The organism is Flavobacterium sp. ST-158, from assembly GCF_058309975.1.
The window spans coordinates 697,111-714,323 of record NZ_JBZEEN010000001.1 but is presented as its reverse complement, the minus strand read 5'-3'; the positions used below and the strand labels follow the sequence as shown (position 1 = coordinate 714,323).

Genomic DNA, 17,213 nt, shown 5'->3' with positions numbered 1-17,213 from the left:
GGAATTTAAAAAAATAATGAAAAAAAAGATTCTAAAAACAATTTGTATAAATAATTTTTTTCTTACTTTTAATACTTCAAAAGTGCGATCCTGCTTTTTACAAGTTATTCAATACCACCCTTTTGTTATTTGTTAGACTCTTTTTAGAGTCAAGCCCAATTTCCAAAAATAGAAATCCATACTGTTGTTGAAATATTCCTTTTTGGGATATTTTTTTATGCTTAAAAGTTATCTTTTTTTCAATTAAATGATGCAATAATCTTTTCAACATAGGTTTTTGCGGTTAATTCTAATTGGGCTTATGAAATATTTTTTGGTTATATTTTTGGGAATTGGGTCAATTCATGGAATATTGGCGCAAAATGAAGTTCAAATTTCAGCTAAAGTTTTAGATGCGAAAACACTAAAACCAATAGTGGCTGTGGTAGTTTCCATTCAAAATACCAATTTTACGCAACTGACTAACTCAGAAGGAATAGTTGTTTTTGAATCGGTTCCGCCAGCCGATTATTTAGTGCTTTTTCATAGTCAAGGGTACAAAGATGCCTTGTTTCCAGTCACGGTTGAAAATACTTTAGCATTGGATTTGGGTACCATTTTGCTCGATTTAGACCAAGTTTCCGATCAGCAAGCCGCCGTAATTCAGCTTTTTGAAGACGATTTAACCGATGACAACAGCAGTTCCGAAAATACTTCTGGATTATTGCAATCTTCCAGAGATGCTTTCCAGCAAGCTGCCGCTTTCAATTGGGGACAAGCCCGTTTTAGAATTCGTGGTTTAGATAGTGAAAATGCTACTACCATGATTAACGGTGTACCAATGAATAAACTGTATGATGGCAGACCGCAATGGAATAACTGGGGCGGACTCAACGATGCCACACGAAATCAAGAATTCTCTATAGGAACTGCTCCTTCCGATTATACTTTTGGAGGAATTTTGGGTACGCAAGAAATCAATACTAGAGCTTCTATTTATAGAGCAGGAAGCCGAATCACTTTTTCGGGAACCAATACTAATTACAGTTGGCGCGCCATGGCAACCTATGCTTCGGGAATGAGTAATTCGGGTTGGGCTTATGTGGTTTCGGCAGGAAAACGCTATGCTCAAGAAGGCCATTTTGAAGGAACCACTTATGATGCGAATTCCTTATTTTTAAGTGTCGAAAAGAAATTAAACGACCAACATTCGCTCAATATTACCGGATTTTATACTCCAAACGAAAGAGGGAAAAATTCGCCCAATACTGCCGAAGTAACTAACTTAACCAGTGAAACTTATAATTCTTATTGGGGTTATCAAAACGGGAAAATAAGAAATTCCAGAGTAAAAACGGTTGAAGAACCTATCGTGATGCTGAATCATTATTTTAAAATCAATGATCATACTAATCTCAATTCGGCAGTGATGTATCAGTTTGGAAAAGTGGGCAACAGCAATATCGATTATCAAAATGCCAATAGTCTTGATCCAACATATTATCGCAAAATGCCGAGTTATTATTTGTCGATGTATGCTCCAGATCAAGGAGAATATTCAGGTGATTTTATTCCCGATGCTGATAATGCTGAGAAAAGCAGATTGGCATTTTTAGGGAATCGGCAAATGGATTGGGGAGCGATGTATCGGGCGAATCAGAATCCGATTGTAGATGCCAATTCAAGTATCATTGGCTACGAAGCTGCTCAAAGTCATTATGCGTTGTATGAAGATCGAAATGATGATAAAACGATTGCTGTAAATTCTAACTTTAATTCGCAGCTCAATGAAAACTTGATTCTCAACGCTGGAGTTTCTTTTCGAGATTTGGAATCGCACAATTATCAAAAACTAATAGATTTGCTAGGAGGTGCTTTTTTTGAAGATATTGATGGATTTTATAGCGGAACGCAAGCCCAATCGGATTTGAATAATCCGAATCGTCAAGTTCAAGTGGGCGATGCTTATGGCTATAATTATAAGCTTTCGGCAACTGAATTTCAGGCATTCACTCAGTTTAAATTTTCGTACAATAAAGTTGATTTTTATTTGGCGCAATCTTTTTCCATAACCAATTATCAGCGAAATGGCGTGTATAAAAATGGTATTTATCCAACAATTTCTTTTGGCGAAAGCCCAAAACTCAACTTTGAGAATTTTGGTTTCAAAGGCGGAATACTATTTAAAATATCTGGCAAGCAGTCTTTGAGTTTTAATGCGGCTCATTTGACCAAAGCACCGAATTTGAGAAATAGCTTTTCGAATGCTCGCTTGAATAATACTGTGGTTGATGGCTTGGAAAGTGAAACACTCAACAGTCTGGATGCGACTTATGTTTTTAGAACTCCAAAACTAAAATCGAGAGTAACAGCTTATTATTCGACCATTAAAGATGCAACTAAAATTAGCTTTTTTTATGCCGAAGGAATTTTTGATAAAGAAGGAGCTTATAGCAATACTAATGCTTTTGTGAGTCAGACGTTGACGCATCTAAACCGAAAAAATCTTGGAGCCGAATTGAGTTTTGAGTACCAAATTAATCCAACTTTAAAAACAAGTTTTTCGGCGGCTTATGGACAATTTACCTATGATAGCAATCCGAATGTGAGTATTAACAATGATGCGGTGGCTTCCGTTGAAAATACCAATTCTTCTTTTGATTTTGGTACAGCACTTTTAAAAAATTACAAACAGGCCGGAATGCCGCAGCAGGCATATAGCCTAGGTTTAGAATACCGAAACCCGAAATATTGGTGGATAGGAACAAATGTGAATTATTTGACAGATAATTATATTGATGTTTCACCAATTGCAAGAACCAATCGGTTTTATACCAATCCAGCCAATGGACTTCCTTTTCCTGAAGCCACCGAAGAAAGAGCTGCTGAATTATTAAAACAAGAAAAATTTGATCCAGTAGTTTTACTCAATGTTATAGGTGGAAAATCTTGGAGTATTAAAGGAAAATACCTCGGACTTTTTGCGAGCATTAATAATTTTCTAGATACGAAATACAAAACAGGTGGTTATGAACAAGCTCGAAATGCTAATTTCAGGCAACTCAATCAGGATGTTTCTAGTGACGCACCTTCTTTTGGGAACAAATATTTTTATGGTTATGGTAGGACTTATTTTGTGAATTTGAATTTCAGTTTTTAATTTAAAATGGTAGTTATTATGAAGAATTATACTTTTCGATTTTTATTAATGATGCTGGTTTTAGAATCTTGTGTCAATGATGCAACGGAGATTCCAAAGTTGAGTTGCAACCAACCTGATTTCGCAGTAAATAAAACTGTAGCGAATATCAAAGAAACTACTGCCGAAATTGTCGCCCAATATCTTTATGACGATGTGATAGAAGCCTATGTGGTTTCGAGCGATGAAAACGGAAATTTTTTTAAAACCATTTCGTTGCAAACTCTGGCGACAGCTACAACTCCTGCACAAGGTTTTTCTGTTCCTGTTGATGTGACTAATTTATATGTGGATTATCGAATAGGAAATAAGGTGTATGTGAAATTAAAAGATCAATACACCGATTTGTATTATGGCGGCTTGCGAATAGGCGGTTTATATGTGAGTCCATATAATCAGGGTGGAGTAGGTAGGCTTTCGCAAAATGATTATAAAAACGTGTTACATGCTTCCTGTACCAATGTAAAAGAAGAGCAATTGCTGCGTTCGATTGGTTTGGGGGATATTGATGATAGCTACTTGAATACGCTTATCGAATTGGATGAGGTACAATTTACTGAACCAGCCATTGGACGAAAATATTATGAAGAGGTCAATGATGTAGGCGGAGCGACCAATTGGAATTTGGTGGACAAAAATGGCAATCAATTGATTTTAAGAACCAGTTCTTATGCCGATTTTTCCAAAAGTATTGTTCCTGCAGGAAGTGGAAAAGTACGTGGAGTTTTGACTAAGTATGCTACCGATTATCAATTAATTGCCCGAAAAGAAGCTGATATTCAAATGTCAGGAACCAGAAATATTCCTTTTTTCGTGGAAGATTTCCAGACGGTTTCCGATGGTACTAATTTAAGTTTGCCAGGCTGGAGTAATATTATTGAAGCGGGTGCTATTGTTTGGAAAGGCGGAATCACTTCCACCAATGGGTATGCTGAATTTGCCATAACAGGAACAAAGGTAGTATCCAATATTGTTTGGTTGATTTCGCCAAAAATCGACATGGATGAGCATACCAATGAAACGCTTTCTTTCCGTTCGGCACAAAATCATTTGGATGTCGATTCTCCTTTAAATACCTTGGAAGTCTATGTTTCAACTAATTTTGATGGTGCTAATGTTAAAACAGCAACTTGGATTCCTCTTTCAGCCCGAGTACCAACGCAAGTTACACCCTGGAATGAATTTATGGGTTCGGGAGCGATTGATTTATCATCCTATATCGGAAAAATTAATATTGCTTTCAAGTACATTGGTTCTGGGAAAGATTTAGCATTAGATGGTACTTTTCAAGTAGATGACGTACAGATTTATGGGGATTAGTTTAAACGGTATTTTTTTTCCAGATATTGCGTTAATCTTTCATACGGAATAATTGCCCAATCCATTAGATTACAATCTTTAGAATAGGATAGACAAAACAAAATTCCTTTTTTAGTTAGGGCAAAATTAGGTATGGCCCAGCTGGTAACTTCGTTGAGTTTGCAATCAGTGTTTTGCATTTGTTGCGGATAAATTTTGCTTAAAATAGAGAATAATTTTGGAGCAAATATGGCTTTACGATATTCATAAGTTTGTGTAATTTCATGTGCAGCTGGTTTTGGATTTTGGGGATCTAACCAAATTAAACTTTCCAAATCTACAGATTGTCCTGTTTGCATATCTAAGGTAAAAAACTGTTGTGTTTTAACTTCTGGCTGGTTTTTAAAAGACATAGAAGTTATTATTTTGAAACTAATAATGCCTTCATTGAGATAAAGCAGTTCAGCCTGAATATTCAGATTGCTTCTGTTTGGGTTGAAACGAAAACAATCCTGAAGGATGGCCAACTGAATTTGTTCAAGGTTTTTGTTAATGGTATCACAGCTTACTTTTTTGTTTTCACTTTGTAATCTGAAAAAAGAGATTCCGGATTCCTTTTCGGTTAACCACTCTAATTGAAAATTTTTAGCTGCTTTTTCGGTTTCAATTTTATCCAGTTGAAAAATAGAAACTTTGTAGCTTTCATAAGGGTCTAATTCTTTGGTTTTTGAGTAATAAAAATAGTTAGCTTCGGGATTTATGTTTACGGGATAGAGTATTATATTTATTTTCTTATCAGAAGCTTCGCGCCAATAACCTTTCCAATTGCCATCTTTTTCCTCTCTGATAACCAGATTTTTTTCTTTTTTGTCTGTTTCCAATGAGATAAATTGCCAGGCATTACCAATGAGATTGCCTTCCATGTACTGATCTGTTTTTTTATCATTAAAAAAATAGTCCAAATAACGTACAGAAGATTCGTTATAGCATTTGATTTTTAAGGTTAAGGTTCTTTCTCCTACTTTTCCCTGAAGAAAAATCATTTTGTCAATATGTGCCAATAACTTCCCAGAATTTGAAATTGCGGGTAGGAAAAAGGAAAGTAGAAAAAATAAAATGGCTATGGTTTTTTTCATTGGTTTGAATTAAAAAAGCGGCTCGAAATTTAAATAACGAGCCGCCTGTTTTTAGGTTTATTAATAGAGCCCAAACAAAAATAAACTATTTTTTGAAATGCCTTTTCTGATTCTATTTTAATCTGAATTGGCTTTGCTGAGGCTTATTGGTAAGTATAGCTTAGAATCGATGTCGAATAAGACCCTTGCGCATCAATTGTGTTAATTTTTATTTGATAGTTTGAATTTAACACCGCTACAAAATCGGCAATTGAAGTAACCGTTTGATTCGTCAATGATTGAATAACCACATTGTCTTTTTTGATTTCGATATCATATTTCAAAGTGCTGGCATTCGAATCTTCGTCTTTACCTACCCATGATAAACTGGCCATGCTGGTTGTGCTGTTTACACTAAAATTGATTATTGCAGCATAAGGTACATAATTTCCGACTGGATTTCCGGGTGTGGTGAATGAATAAGTAGCACTGGTTTTTTCACCATCTTTATTTTTAGCAGTAATTGTCCAGGAATAGGTTTTCCCTTTGTCCAAAATTACTTTTAAAGAATTTGTCGAAACAGTTTGATTGGCAACTTCTACTCCGGCTTGCTTAATTACTAAAGTATAATATGTGGCATAGGCAGCCGAAGCCCAGCTAAAGCTTATTTCGGCCTTAGCTGAATTATTAGTTACGACTGTATAACTGCTGCAGCTTTCGCCGTTAACGGGTAAGGATAATGATGGTGTTTCGGGTAAATTTACTTCAGGTGTATCACTTCCGCCTCCTCCACCGCAGGATGTCATAAGTCCTAATCCGATTAACAGGAATATTGTTTTTATTTTTTCTATCGTTCTCATTTCAAAATAACTTTAAAAGTTTCTACTTCGCATCCCTGAGTAATTTTTATCAAATACATCCCAGTTGAATAACCACTTAAATTGATACTGTTAGTATTTTCGGCATTGGCCTCAAGCAATAAAGCACCATTGTTGGTATACAACTGAATCAATCCTTTATTAACACCTTGTATATAAACAACATCGGTCGTTGGATTAGGATGGATTGTTACTGACGGACTGAGATTGAAATTATCTTCTACCTTTTCCTGACAGTCACTGTTAGTTGCTATAGTCACAGTATTAGTTGTCTGAAGCAAGCCGGTATTAATTTCAATTTTAGACGTTTCCGTTGTTCCGGTAAGATAGGTTTGTACAATTCCGTTGACAGTGACAATGTATTCATTGCTTCCTGAAACAGTATAACTAATGGTTTTGTCTGTTTCTTCTCTTTTAGCAGTAATAGCCGAAATTTCTTTGACAATTACACCGTAACTTTCTTGGAAAGAAATGGATGGAATTGCAATAGTTATCACATAAGTCCCTGCGGCAAAATCTGATTTTTCCCAATTGGTAGTAGTGGTGATAGTTTGATTGGTTAAAGTTAGATTAACTCCATTTCCTGTAATGGTCAGATTGTAAGTATAACTGTTTAAATCAGTACCAATACTAATTTTACCATTCGATTTCCCTGGACAAGTAGGTGTTTCAACATATACTTTTAGTTTTGGAGTAGTATGTTTAAAAGTCACTGTACTCGAAGCTGTAGTTACCTGAACTCCTCCATTTCCTGCTAAATCAGTAAAATTTATTGTAAAAGGAATAATACCTTCCGTATCGGCTGTAACCATAGTATAAGAAGCACTATAGTTATTCCCCGAATTATTAGTTGCAGTAATGGTATGTCCTGCAATGGTAACTGTTGGGGTATTAATAGCTTCCGATGAAGTAAAGTTTAGAGTAACCACATTTCCTTCTTTTGCCATTTTGGTATTGGCATTACTGGAAGTGAAAGTTACCGTTGGTAATGTTGGAACAGTACGGTCAAATGTTATTGTTTTTGCATCTGTCGTTGAACTTACTGTGCTTCCTGTATTTCCGGCTAAATCTTTAAACTGAATTGAAAATGGTACTATTCCTTCCGTATCAGAAGAAGACATTGTATAAGTAGCCGTGTAATTATTTCCGCTTGTGTTAGTAGCCGTTACCGTATGACCTGCAATGTTTACATTAGTAACAGAAATACTTTCAGATGCAGTAAAGTTTAAGCTAACTGTATTTGCTGTTTTAGCCAAAGTAGTAGTTGCATTGTTGGATACTATTGTAACAGTTGAAAGTGTTGGATTTGTTTTGTCAAAAGTTACTGTTTTGTCATCTGTAGAAGCAGTAACAGTAGGCATAGCATTTCCGGCAGCATCTTTGAATGCAATTGAAAAAGGGATTACTCCCTCGTTATCGGTACTTGTCATCGTGAAAGTAGCACTATAGCTGTTACCACTCACATTTGTTGCAGTTACATTATGTCCGGCAATGGATACTGACAAGTTGTTTATTGTAGCTGAAGCGGTAAAATTCAAGCTAACGACATCCCCTGTTTTTGCCAAAGTAGTAGTTGCATTGTTTGAAGCTATTGTAACCGCACTTAAACTAGTAACATTTTTGGTAAAACTAATAGTAGAGGCTGCTGTAGTCACTTGAACTCCTGCATTTCCAGTTAGGTCGGCAACATTAATTGTGAAAGGAATTGTACCCTCTGTATCAGAAGTTGTCATCGTGTACGTTGCGCTATAATTATTACCGGAAGTATTAGAAGTTGTTACTGTATGTCCAGCGATAGTTACTGTTGGACTGCTAATAGCTTCTGAGGTTGTAAAATTAAGAGTAACAATACTTCCTAGTTTTGCAATGGCATTGTTAGCATTATTTGAGGTAAATGTAACAGCTGACACAATAGGAGCAGTTCTGTCGAAAGTTACAGTTTTCGCATCGGTAGTGGTGCTAACAGTAGTTCCTGAATTTCCGACAATATCTTTAAAATCGATAGAAAAAGGAATTATTCCTTCCATATCGGAAGAAGTCATTGTATACGTAACCGTGTAATTATTTCCGCTTGTGTTAGTAGCCGTTACAGAATTTCCCGCAATAGTTACTCCAATATTAGCAATACTTTCTGAAGCTGTAAAGTTTAGCGTTACAGTATTTGCTGTCTTAGCCAAAGTAGTAGTAGCATTATTTGAGGCAAAAGTTACCGTACTCAATGTAGGTAATGTGTTGTCTATGGTGTAAATTTCACCGGAAGTAAAACCACTAGTGATAGCATTACTCGAATCGTCAGTAATTCCGGTACCACTAGCTTTCAAATCTAAACGTAAAGTTCCATTTCCGCTTATAGTATTAACTGTGACATCATATGAAGAAGCTGAGACAGCGGTCACCGAAGCAACAGTTCCAACAGCATTACCTGTAGCTATTATACTAAAATCACTACTATCAACCCCGCTTACATTGGCTGAAAATAAAACATTGTAGGTAACAGATGAGGCATTAGTTGATGCCGCTGCAGGTGTTTTTCTTGAAATTGATGTTACTCCCGTAGTGGAATGACCTGCTATTGTAATTTTTGCTGTTGGAATATTATTTACGTCCATATCATAACCAATGTAATAGCTAGGATAAGGAGGTTGGTTGTATGCCGAATTTTGCCAGGCGATAGCAGTACGGTATTGCGGATCATGCATTAATGTTGGAATTCGGTAATCTGTTGGTGTATCTGTAGTGAAAATAACCAATTCAGTATTGTCTGATTTACGCATAATTAATTCCTCTCTCCAGTCTCCCAAAATGTCTGCTTGTAAGCAAGGGTTGGCCTTTGTACTATTGTTATAAGTTACAGGATAATCATTATAAATTGTATATAAACGTCCTGCACTTTTAGCAGTAGGGTTCCATTTATCGATATAATTTTTGTCAAATAATTCGCGACCTAAATCGCCGTCCCACCAAATACCAAAATTGTAAGAAGGTTTGTTAGAACTAATAGCGTTTCCTTTTACATCATATACACTGTCACCGGAAGACCCCCACATTTCATATCCTTTGAAGTAAGGATCTAAATCGGCAGCCATAGAACGACCTACATCTCCTGTAGTTCCAATACCCCAATTGGTCTGGCCTGTTTTAGCATCATATTGTCTTAATCCCAATCCATCATATGAACCTGGAGCTTCTAAGTTAATCCAAATTTCTTGTCCTGGTATATCTAAATCCATATCAGTCATGTGTAAGGCATCTCCATGTCCCAAAGCATATGTCCAAAGAGGTTTTCCATCATCATTAATAGCACTTGAACCATTGATAATTTCATCTTTTCCATCGCCGTCTACGTCTCCTACCGTCATTTGGTGATTTCCTTGACCAGAATAGGCATTGTATTCAGGGTGCAATGGGTCTTTACTGTCAAATTTCCATAACATCGTTAATTGTCCATTACGCCAGTTGTAGGCAGCACGTACTAATCGGTTGTAATAACCACGCCCCACAATTAAACTTGGTCTGGCACCATCCAAATAAGCAATCGCCGAAACAAAACGATCCTGTCGGTTTCCATAACTGTCACCCCAGTCAGATACATTGTCACGAGCTGGTTGGTAATCTATAGTAGCCATAGCGGCACCGGTTAAACCGTTAAATACGGTTAGGTATTCAGGTCCGTCCTGTACCCATCCTGAAGTATTACGATAATCTACCGATGCATTACCAATTACATTTCCTTGTCCATCAATGGTACCATCAGCTGTTTTTAAGATCATTTCTGCTTTACCGTCACCATCAAAATCATATACCATAAATTGATTGTAATGAGGTCCGGCATTAACATTGTATCCCAAGTCAATTCGCCAAAGTTTGGTACCATCAAGTTTATAACAATCAAAAATTTGTTTACCACTGTATCCTCCTGCATTGTCATTAACAATAGTTGGATCCCATTTTAAGATAATCTCATAAGTACCATCACCATCAACATCACCAACAGAAGCATCATTAGCGGTATAAGTATACGTGCGGCCATCGGGTAAAGTACCACCATCTGGAATTTGTAAGGGGATATATAATTTGTTATGATGACCACTGGAATTAAAAGTGTTCAAAGCCCATATATTTACCGGAGTCGTTTGTTCGCTCTCCACTCCATTTATAATAGTCGTAATACTGTAATTGTTATTAGAAGTAGTTGTTATATCTGTATAATTGGTTGAAGTTGTAATTGGTGAGCTATTTACTTTAACGCCATTACGATATATGTTAAAAGCAATACTTTTAGGGTCGTCGCCTAAGAATCTCCAACTTAAAAATACCGAATTTGAGGTTTTTTGGATAGCAACAAGCCCTCTGGTTAAGTATTCCATTTGTTTTGGGGTGCTAACAACTGCATCCGGAATTTGCAAGGTGTTTACTCTAACTGTATTTCCATAAGATGCAGCCCCGCCATTAATGGCATAAGCTCTTGTATAATAAAAAGTTCCCGGAATTAATCCTGATAGTGTCACTGAATATTCACCTAAACCTGCAGAAACATCAACTACTTTTCCATCATTGATAGTAGGGCTGGAATTGCTATTGCTATACACAACACCTCTTTCTGTTACTGCTACTCCACCATCAGAAGTAATGTTTCCACCGGAAGTAACAGTTGTTGTTGCTATGTCAGTTGGATTATTAGTTGTAAGAATAGCTGGAGGTGGTGGCGGAACATACAATCTGGCAATCGGTGTTGTAATGCTGTTAGAATTCGATTTTGTGTAAACTACATAAGGATAAGCTGAGCCGCTAATGGTAATAGCCAGGTTTCCTGTTGGTTCATCTATTCCACGACTGGCATTTTTGTCTGTTAATTCTGTCCATGATGTACCACCGGCTTCTAATTTGTGGACTCGGGCAACTTGTACATAGGAGGAGCCACTATATTTGTCAATATAAGAGCAATACACATTATTGTTTGGATCATTAATCAAACTAATATATTGACCATCTCTTGATGATAATGTTGTTTTACCGCTCCAGCTAGAAGTTGTTTTGTCAAATTGGATGACAGTTGTTCTGTTTGTGTTTGCTGTATCAAACATTGCCATACAAAGATTGTTGTTTCCGTTATTAGCTAAACATATTTGACGTAGTCCACCAATTGGGGTAGGGTTTATACTTTCTTCCCAAGTTGTACCATTAAAACTAAAAAGCGCTAAAGTTCCAGTAGTGTCTCCTGTTGTAGTTAAACTTGTGTATGCTAACCAAGGTTTGTCATTCGAATCAATAGTTAAACTTGGTAATGCTGCTATACCTGTAGTAGCAGGGCCGTTTCCAACTGTTTCCCAGCTAGTTGTGTCAGTATTGAATTTTTTGACATAAGGGATCAAACCTGCATCAGCAAAAGCAACATAAATTGTATTGAAAGAATCAAATGCGATAGAGAATCTTTGTCCTGAAAATTTAGTACTTGCTTGATTGATATTACCGGTTGAAACATAAAGCGAATTACTGTCGGAAGGATTCAAAGGATCCCAAGTGCCGGCTACATAATCATATTTTTTCACCGCTAATTTAGAACTTGTAGAGCCGTCAATGTAAGCAACATACAGGTTACCTACAAGATCTGCAAAAATTTGTGTGTAAGATGTGCTTGATCCTAAATCAGTGCCCACCTGCTCCCAAGTACCATCAGTCAAGCGTTTTTTTACTTTCGGTACTCCGCTTTCAGTAAATACAACATAAGGAATAAAATTGGCTCCATTTTTTACCACGGCAATGTTGGTATATGATGAAGCGACTGCGGAAATTTGTTCTTCATTCCCTAAAATATTCCATTGCTGAGCATTGGACGAAAAGCAACACAGAAAAAAATATATCGTCATACTGATTGTAAAGCGCAGTTGATGATAAGAAAAAGTAGTTTTTCTATTCATAAATTTTTTGGTTATTGGTTAATAGTTAGGAGGTAAATTTAAGTGGAAAGTTGATAATTAGCATCCTGTAGTGTCTTGTGCTGTCCTGAAATTCAAACAGGTAAGTTGGATTTGTTTATTGTAAAATAGGAATTAATTAAACTCTAAAATCAATTTAGAGAAGTCAGAGTTGATTTTACTATATTTGACCATTAAAAAAAAAATATTATGAAACAGCTATTAACAGCACTATTGGTTGTAACTCTTTTTATTTCTTGTAAAAAAGAAAGCAACAATTCTAGCGAAGCTCCAAGTGAAATTCCTTATATCGCTAAGAATGAAAAGCAAATTGAAAAATATGTTGCTGAAAAAGGATTAAAAGGAACTAAAAGCGAATCTGGATTGTACTATGTAATCAATGATCCTGGAACGGGTAAGCAAGCTACTCCGGCATCTAATGTAACCGTGGTATACAAAGGTTATTTTATGGATGGAAAAGTATTTGATCAAAGTGATGAAAAAGGAATCTCTTTTGGTTTGGGTCAAGTAGTAAAAGGATGGACTGAAGGTATTTCGTATTTAAAAGAAGGTGGAAGTGCTATCCTTGTTATTCCTGCAAAACTAGGTTATGGAGGTAATGATTATGCCAGTATTCCTGGAGGTTCGGTACTTATTTTTGAAGTGAAACTAATTTCAGTAAACTAAAAGCTTCTTTTCGGAAAATGTTAATGTTTTGTCGTGGTTTTTAAGTAATTATAAAATCAGGTTTCTACGTAACAAATCATTAAATTTGTAGCCTTATTTAAAAACATGTTAGAAAAAGAAGTAATAAATTTTGAAAAATCGGTCATTGTAGGTATTGTAACTCAAAATCAAAGTGAGGAGAAACTCAATGAGTATCTCGATGAGTTGGAGTTTTTGACTTACACTGCTGGTGGACAGGTGGTAAAGCGTTTTTCGCAAAAAATGGATAAACCGAATCCGAAGACTTTTTTGGGAACCGGTAAAATAGAAGAAATTCATTATTATGTTAAAGAAAACGGAATCTCGACTATTATTTTTGATGACGAGTTAACGCCTTCACAACAAAAAAATATCTCTAAAATTATCGATTGTAAAATTCTGGACAGAACCAATCTTATTCTGGATATTTTTGCACAACGAGCCGAAACTTCCTATGCTAGAACCCAAGTGGAGCTGGCACAATGTATCTATTTGTTGCCACGTCTTTCGGGATTGTGGACACACTTGGAGCGTCAAAAAGGGGGGATTGGGATGCGTGGTCCAGGAGAAACGGAGATTGAAACCGACCGTCGTATTGTCCGTGATCGAATTTCGTTATTGAAAGAAAAAATCAAAACCATTGATAAACAAATGGGAGTGCAACGCAGCAATCGCGGTGCTATGGTTCGTGTGGCTTTAGTAGGTTATACCAATGTGGGAAAATCAACTTTGATGAACGCCATTGGTAAAAGTGATGTTTTTGTAGAGAATAAATTGTTTGCTACACTAGACACAACGGTTCGAAAAGTGGTGATTAAAAACCTGCCTTTCTTGCTTTCGGATACTGTTGGATTTATTAGAAAGTTGCCAACTCAATTGGTGGATTCGTTCAAAAGTACGCTGGATGAGGTCCGCGAAGCCGATTTATTGTTGCATGTGGTGGATATTTCTCACCCTGATTTTGAAGATCATATTGCATCGGTAAACCAAATTTTACTAGATATCAAAGCGGCTGATAAACCTGTAATTATGGTTTTCAATAAAATTGATTCTTACCGACATTTGACCATTGATGAAGACGATTTGATGACTGAAAAAACGACCAAACATTATACGTTAGAAGAGTGGAAATCTACTTGGATGAGTCGTGTAGGAGAGGAAAAGGCATTGTTTATTTCGGCTACCAACAAAGAAAACTTCGAAGAATTCAGAGAAAGAGTTTACGAAGCCGTGCGCCAAATTCACATTACGCGTTTTCCGTACAATAAATTCCTGTATCCTGATTATAAGGATGCCATTGAAAAAGAGGAAAAAGAATAACTTCTCAAAAAAATTGTTAAGCAATAAAAAATCCCTTTTCAGAATCAATTCTAAAAAGGGATTTTTTTATGTATAGTTATGGAAATTAGAAACCGTAATTAATTCCTAATCCAAATATTTCTTTTACCTGAAAAGCTTTAATAGAGTTGTCATCGTATATGGTTTGCATATTGATATTTGCCGAAAGATATTTGTTTATTTTCATCACCACATTCATTTGGTAATTAATATCTACATTTTGAGGGTCTTCTAAATAGTTAGAATATAAATTTAGGATATTTTCAATAGACACATTAGTTATAGGGCTAAATTTATAATAAGCTGATACGCTTGCTCCTAATTCAAAACGGGAATTATCTCCTTGTAAAACGCCAAAAGATGGACCTAAATCAGTAAAATGTTGGTGTACCAAAATTAATTTTCCCGCTGCTGGTGCAAAGTTTACACTTAAATTGTTGTCTTTTTTCCATAAGAATCCAGGACCAAACTGGAAATATGCTGGAGAGAAAAAATGAGATATTTTCACGTCATTTTTGTCAACGCCTGTATCCATTTGCGATTTGAAATTAAAATACATGGAATAGTACCAGTTTTTAGCCGCCGATTTTTTACCCCAAAGTGAATTCAATTCAATGCGGTCATCAGTTTTTGCCATTCTCTCATTTCCTTTTATTTTACTTAGTCCATAAGCTAGAATAAATTTATTATCCCAAACTACATCACCTTTTTTATAATTGAAATCATAGTTTAAGCCAAAATTTCCAGCTACGTTAGTGGTTCCACCGCCTAACCACTGTTTGTTATAAGCAGATTGGCTTAGTAACAAGGACATATTGCCTTTAGTTGTCCATAATTTAGTTGTGTCTTTTACTGTTTCTTGCGCTTGAATTGTAAGTGTTGCTACAATTAAAACAAGGGAAAGCATTGTTTTTTTCATAGGTTGAGGTACATTTGGTTAAGATTGTTTTTTGGCTTTATATAAAGGAACTGCCGAACAGGCTTCTCCATACATAATACTTCTGGCAAAAGGCTGTAAATAATGCGCTGCCAAAACATAAGCACGCATAGGAACTGGTTTTTTAGAACAACCTTTTATAATTACAGCTTTGTTTTCATAAGCCGTATAATCTATTTTAGGTAACAATTCTTCGTATAGAGCAGCATCCATATCTTCGCGGTTTCCGTCAATGATTTTTTTAGCAAAAGGAGCTAATTGTACAGCAACTAAAATGGAAGCCCAAGCAGGAACAATAGCATCAGTACTGCAATTAATAGACACAAGATGGTCTTGGTATTGTGTCCAATCATGATTTTTTAGTTGTTCTCTAAAGTCTTTTTCTTTTAATAAAAATCCTTCTAACAACCATTGCGAAATATCAATTTGCGTACGAATGCCCTTTGGATAGTAATCTTCTAAGTCGAAAACTTCCAAGGCACTATTTGCCACTTTATTTACAATTTCTTCCATTTTTTAAGTTTGTAGTTTATGGTTTATGATTTGTAGCTCAGAAAACAACAAACCATAAACCACAAATAAATTAACGGATTAAAGCATTCCCAATTCTAATTTTGCCTCTTCACTCATTAAATCTTTGCTCCATGGAGGATCAAAAGTAATTTCTACTTCAGCACCTTTTACATCAGGAATTGATTTAATTTTTTCTTCTACTTCTCTTGGCAAACTCTCAGCTACTGGACAGTTTGGAGACGTTAATGTCATTAAGATTTTTACTTCATAATCAGTATTGATCATTACATCGTAAATCAAACCTAATTCGTAAATGTCTACGGGAATCTCCGGATCGTAGATGGTTTTCAATTTCATTACGATAGATTCTCCTAAGTCAGCAGTATTTATTTCTTGTTCCATTTTGTTATTTATTTTGAACCATATAAGACATATAAGTTCATTAAAGATTATTTTATTTAAATTATCAATAAGTCCAAAAAGACCTATTTTTTTGCGTCAAATGCCAACGCATACATTTTAATGTTCTTTATCATCGAAACCAAACCATTAGCTCTGGTAGGCGATAAATGCTCTTTCAAACCTATTTCGTCAATAAAATCCATTTCGGCATTAATGATGTCTTTAGGTGTTTGATTTGAAAAAACACGAATCAAGATTGCAATAATCCCTTTGGTTAATATGGCATCACTGTCGGCTGTAAAAACCACTTTATCATCATTTTTTTCTCCCTGTAACCATACTTTAGATTGACATCCTTTGATTAAATTTTCGTCAATTTTTGATTCTTCTTTAATAAGCGGAAGATTTTTTCCTAATTCGATGATGTATTCATAACGTTGCATCCAATCATCAAACATCGAGAATTCATCCACTATTTCTTCTTGTATATCTTTAATTGTCATTGTTTTGTTTTGCAAATGAATTTATTTTAGTCACTAATTTTTTTATTGCTTCAGGAGGAAAACCATGATCAAAACTTTGTGATTCATAGTTTCTTCCGTCGTATTTTATTTCTAAATGCGCTATGGCCGCACCATCATAAAAACGTTTTTCGGTAGGTGCTTTCCAATTATTTATTTTTTCTAAATCGACTTGCTGAAATAGCCCCACTAATTCATCCCAATCGGATTTTGAAATTTTGACCGTTTCAGCTTCGCCTTTTCTGTCTCTTTTTATTCTTGCAATATGATTCCCGATACTAATTTCCTGAAAAAAACCTCTAGAGTTTGCTGTGTAAATAAGTTGTGCCGCTTCCATTTTTTTTTGAGCGTCACCTTCACAGCCTTTTCCTAGAAAAATGGTCAATAGTAATAACGAGATAAATTTCATATT

At 35.7% G+C, this 17,213-nt stretch carries 12 protein-coding genes; 4 read left to right on the top strand and 8 right to left on the bottom strand.

The genetic code is table 11. The features are described 5' to 3' along the window. The first annotated feature begins 301 nt into the window (after positions 1 to 301). Together AC4FRF_RS03005 and AC4FRF_RS03000 are read left to right on the top strand one after the other, a co-directional pair. The gene (locus tag AC4FRF_RS03005) at positions 302 to 3,139 is read left to right on the top strand and encodes a TonB-dependent receptor (RefSeq protein WP_491157971.1); all 2,838 of its coding nucleotides are present in this window, start codon (positions 302 to 304) and stop codon (positions 3,137 to 3,139) included. An 18-nt stretch (positions 3,140 to 3,157) separates the two neighbouring features. Next, positions 3,158 to 4,498 (top strand): DUF5689 domain-containing protein, encoded by a 1,341-nt coding sequence (locus AC4FRF_RS03000; RefSeq protein WP_491157970.1) that lies wholly within the window; start codon positions 3,158 to 3,160, stop codon positions 4,496 to 4,498. Here the strand turns inward: AC4FRF_RS03000 and AC4FRF_RS02995 are convergent. The 3 genes from AC4FRF_RS02995 to AC4FRF_RS02985 all read right to left on the bottom strand — a co-directional run bounded on the left by AC4FRF_RS02995 (position 4,495) and on the right by AC4FRF_RS02985 (position 12,388). Then, positions 4,495 to 5,613, bottom strand: coding sequence for a hypothetical protein (locus AC4FRF_RS02995; RefSeq protein ID WP_491157969.1), 1,119 nt, complete (start codon positions 5,611 to 5,613; stop codon positions 4,495 to 4,497). The genes AC4FRF_RS03000 and AC4FRF_RS02995 overlap by 4 nt on opposite strands. 143 nt (positions 5,614 to 5,756) lie before the next feature. Continuing rightward, positions 5,757 to 6,452, bottom strand: coding sequence for a hypothetical protein (locus AC4FRF_RS02990; RefSeq protein WP_491157968.1), 696 nt, complete (start codon positions 6,450 to 6,452; stop codon positions 5,757 to 5,759). Then, the gene (locus tag AC4FRF_RS02985) at positions 6,449 to 12,388 is read right to left on the bottom strand and encodes a rhamnogalacturonan lyase family protein (protein WP_491157967.1); all 5,940 of its coding nucleotides are present in this window, start codon (positions 12,386 to 12,388) and stop codon (positions 6,449 to 6,451) included. Before AC4FRF_RS02985 ends, AC4FRF_RS02990 begins: the two co-directional genes overlap by 4 nt. 207 nt (positions 12,389 to 12,595) lie before the next feature. Between AC4FRF_RS02985 and AC4FRF_RS02980 the strand changes: the two genes are divergently transcribed. Together AC4FRF_RS02980 and hflX are read left to right on the top strand one after the other, a co-directional pair. Next, positions 12,596 to 13,072 carry an FKBP-type peptidyl-prolyl cis-trans isomerase gene (locus AC4FRF_RS02980; RefSeq protein WP_491157966.1) on the top strand — a complete coding sequence of 159 codons (477 nt, stop codon included), beginning with the start codon at positions 12,596 to 12,598 and terminating at the stop codon, positions 13,070 to 13,072. A 105-nt stretch (positions 13,073 to 13,177) separates the two neighbouring features. Next, positions 13,178 to 14,410, top strand: a complete 1,233-nt coding sequence (gene hflX / locus AC4FRF_RS02975) for a GTPase HflX (protein ID WP_491157965.1) — start codon at positions 13,178 to 13,180, stop codon at positions 14,408 to 14,410. Positions 14,411 to 14,495: 85 nt separating this feature from the next. Here the strand turns inward: hflX and AC4FRF_RS02970 are convergent, their stop codons facing one another. The 5 genes from AC4FRF_RS02970 to AC4FRF_RS02950 form a co-directional block, all read right to left on the bottom strand. Further along, positions 14,496 to 15,347: a DUF3078 domain-containing protein gene (locus AC4FRF_RS02970; protein ID WP_491157964.1), complete on the bottom strand. Its 852-nt coding sequence runs from the start codon at positions 15,345 to 15,347 to the stop codon at positions 14,496 to 14,498. Positions 15,348 to 15,365: 18 nt separating this feature from the next. Further along, on the bottom strand, positions 15,366 to 15,878 hold the full coding sequence (locus tag AC4FRF_RS02965; RefSeq protein WP_491157963.1) for a DUF2480 family protein: 513 nt from the start codon (positions 15,876 to 15,878) through the stop codon (positions 15,366 to 15,368). Positions 15,879 to 15,956: 78 nt separating this feature from the next. Further along, positions 15,957 to 16,280: a DUF59 domain-containing protein gene (locus tag AC4FRF_RS02960; RefSeq protein ID WP_491157962.1), complete on the bottom strand. Its 324-nt coding sequence runs from the start codon at positions 16,278 to 16,280 to the stop codon at positions 15,957 to 15,959. 83 nt (positions 16,281 to 16,363) lie between these two features. Beyond that, positions 16,364 to 16,783 (bottom strand): SufE family protein, encoded by a 420-nt coding sequence (locus AC4FRF_RS02955; RefSeq protein WP_491157961.1) that lies wholly within the window; start codon positions 16,781 to 16,783, stop codon positions 16,364 to 16,366. Then, a complete protein-coding gene (locus tag AC4FRF_RS02950) occupies positions 16,773 to 17,210 on the bottom strand; it encodes a hypothetical protein (protein WP_491157960.1) in 438 nt (145 codons plus the stop codon). The genes AC4FRF_RS02955 and AC4FRF_RS02950 overlap by 11 nt, the downstream gene beginning before the upstream one ends. Between the last annotated feature and the right edge of the window lie 3 nt (positions 17,211 to 17,213).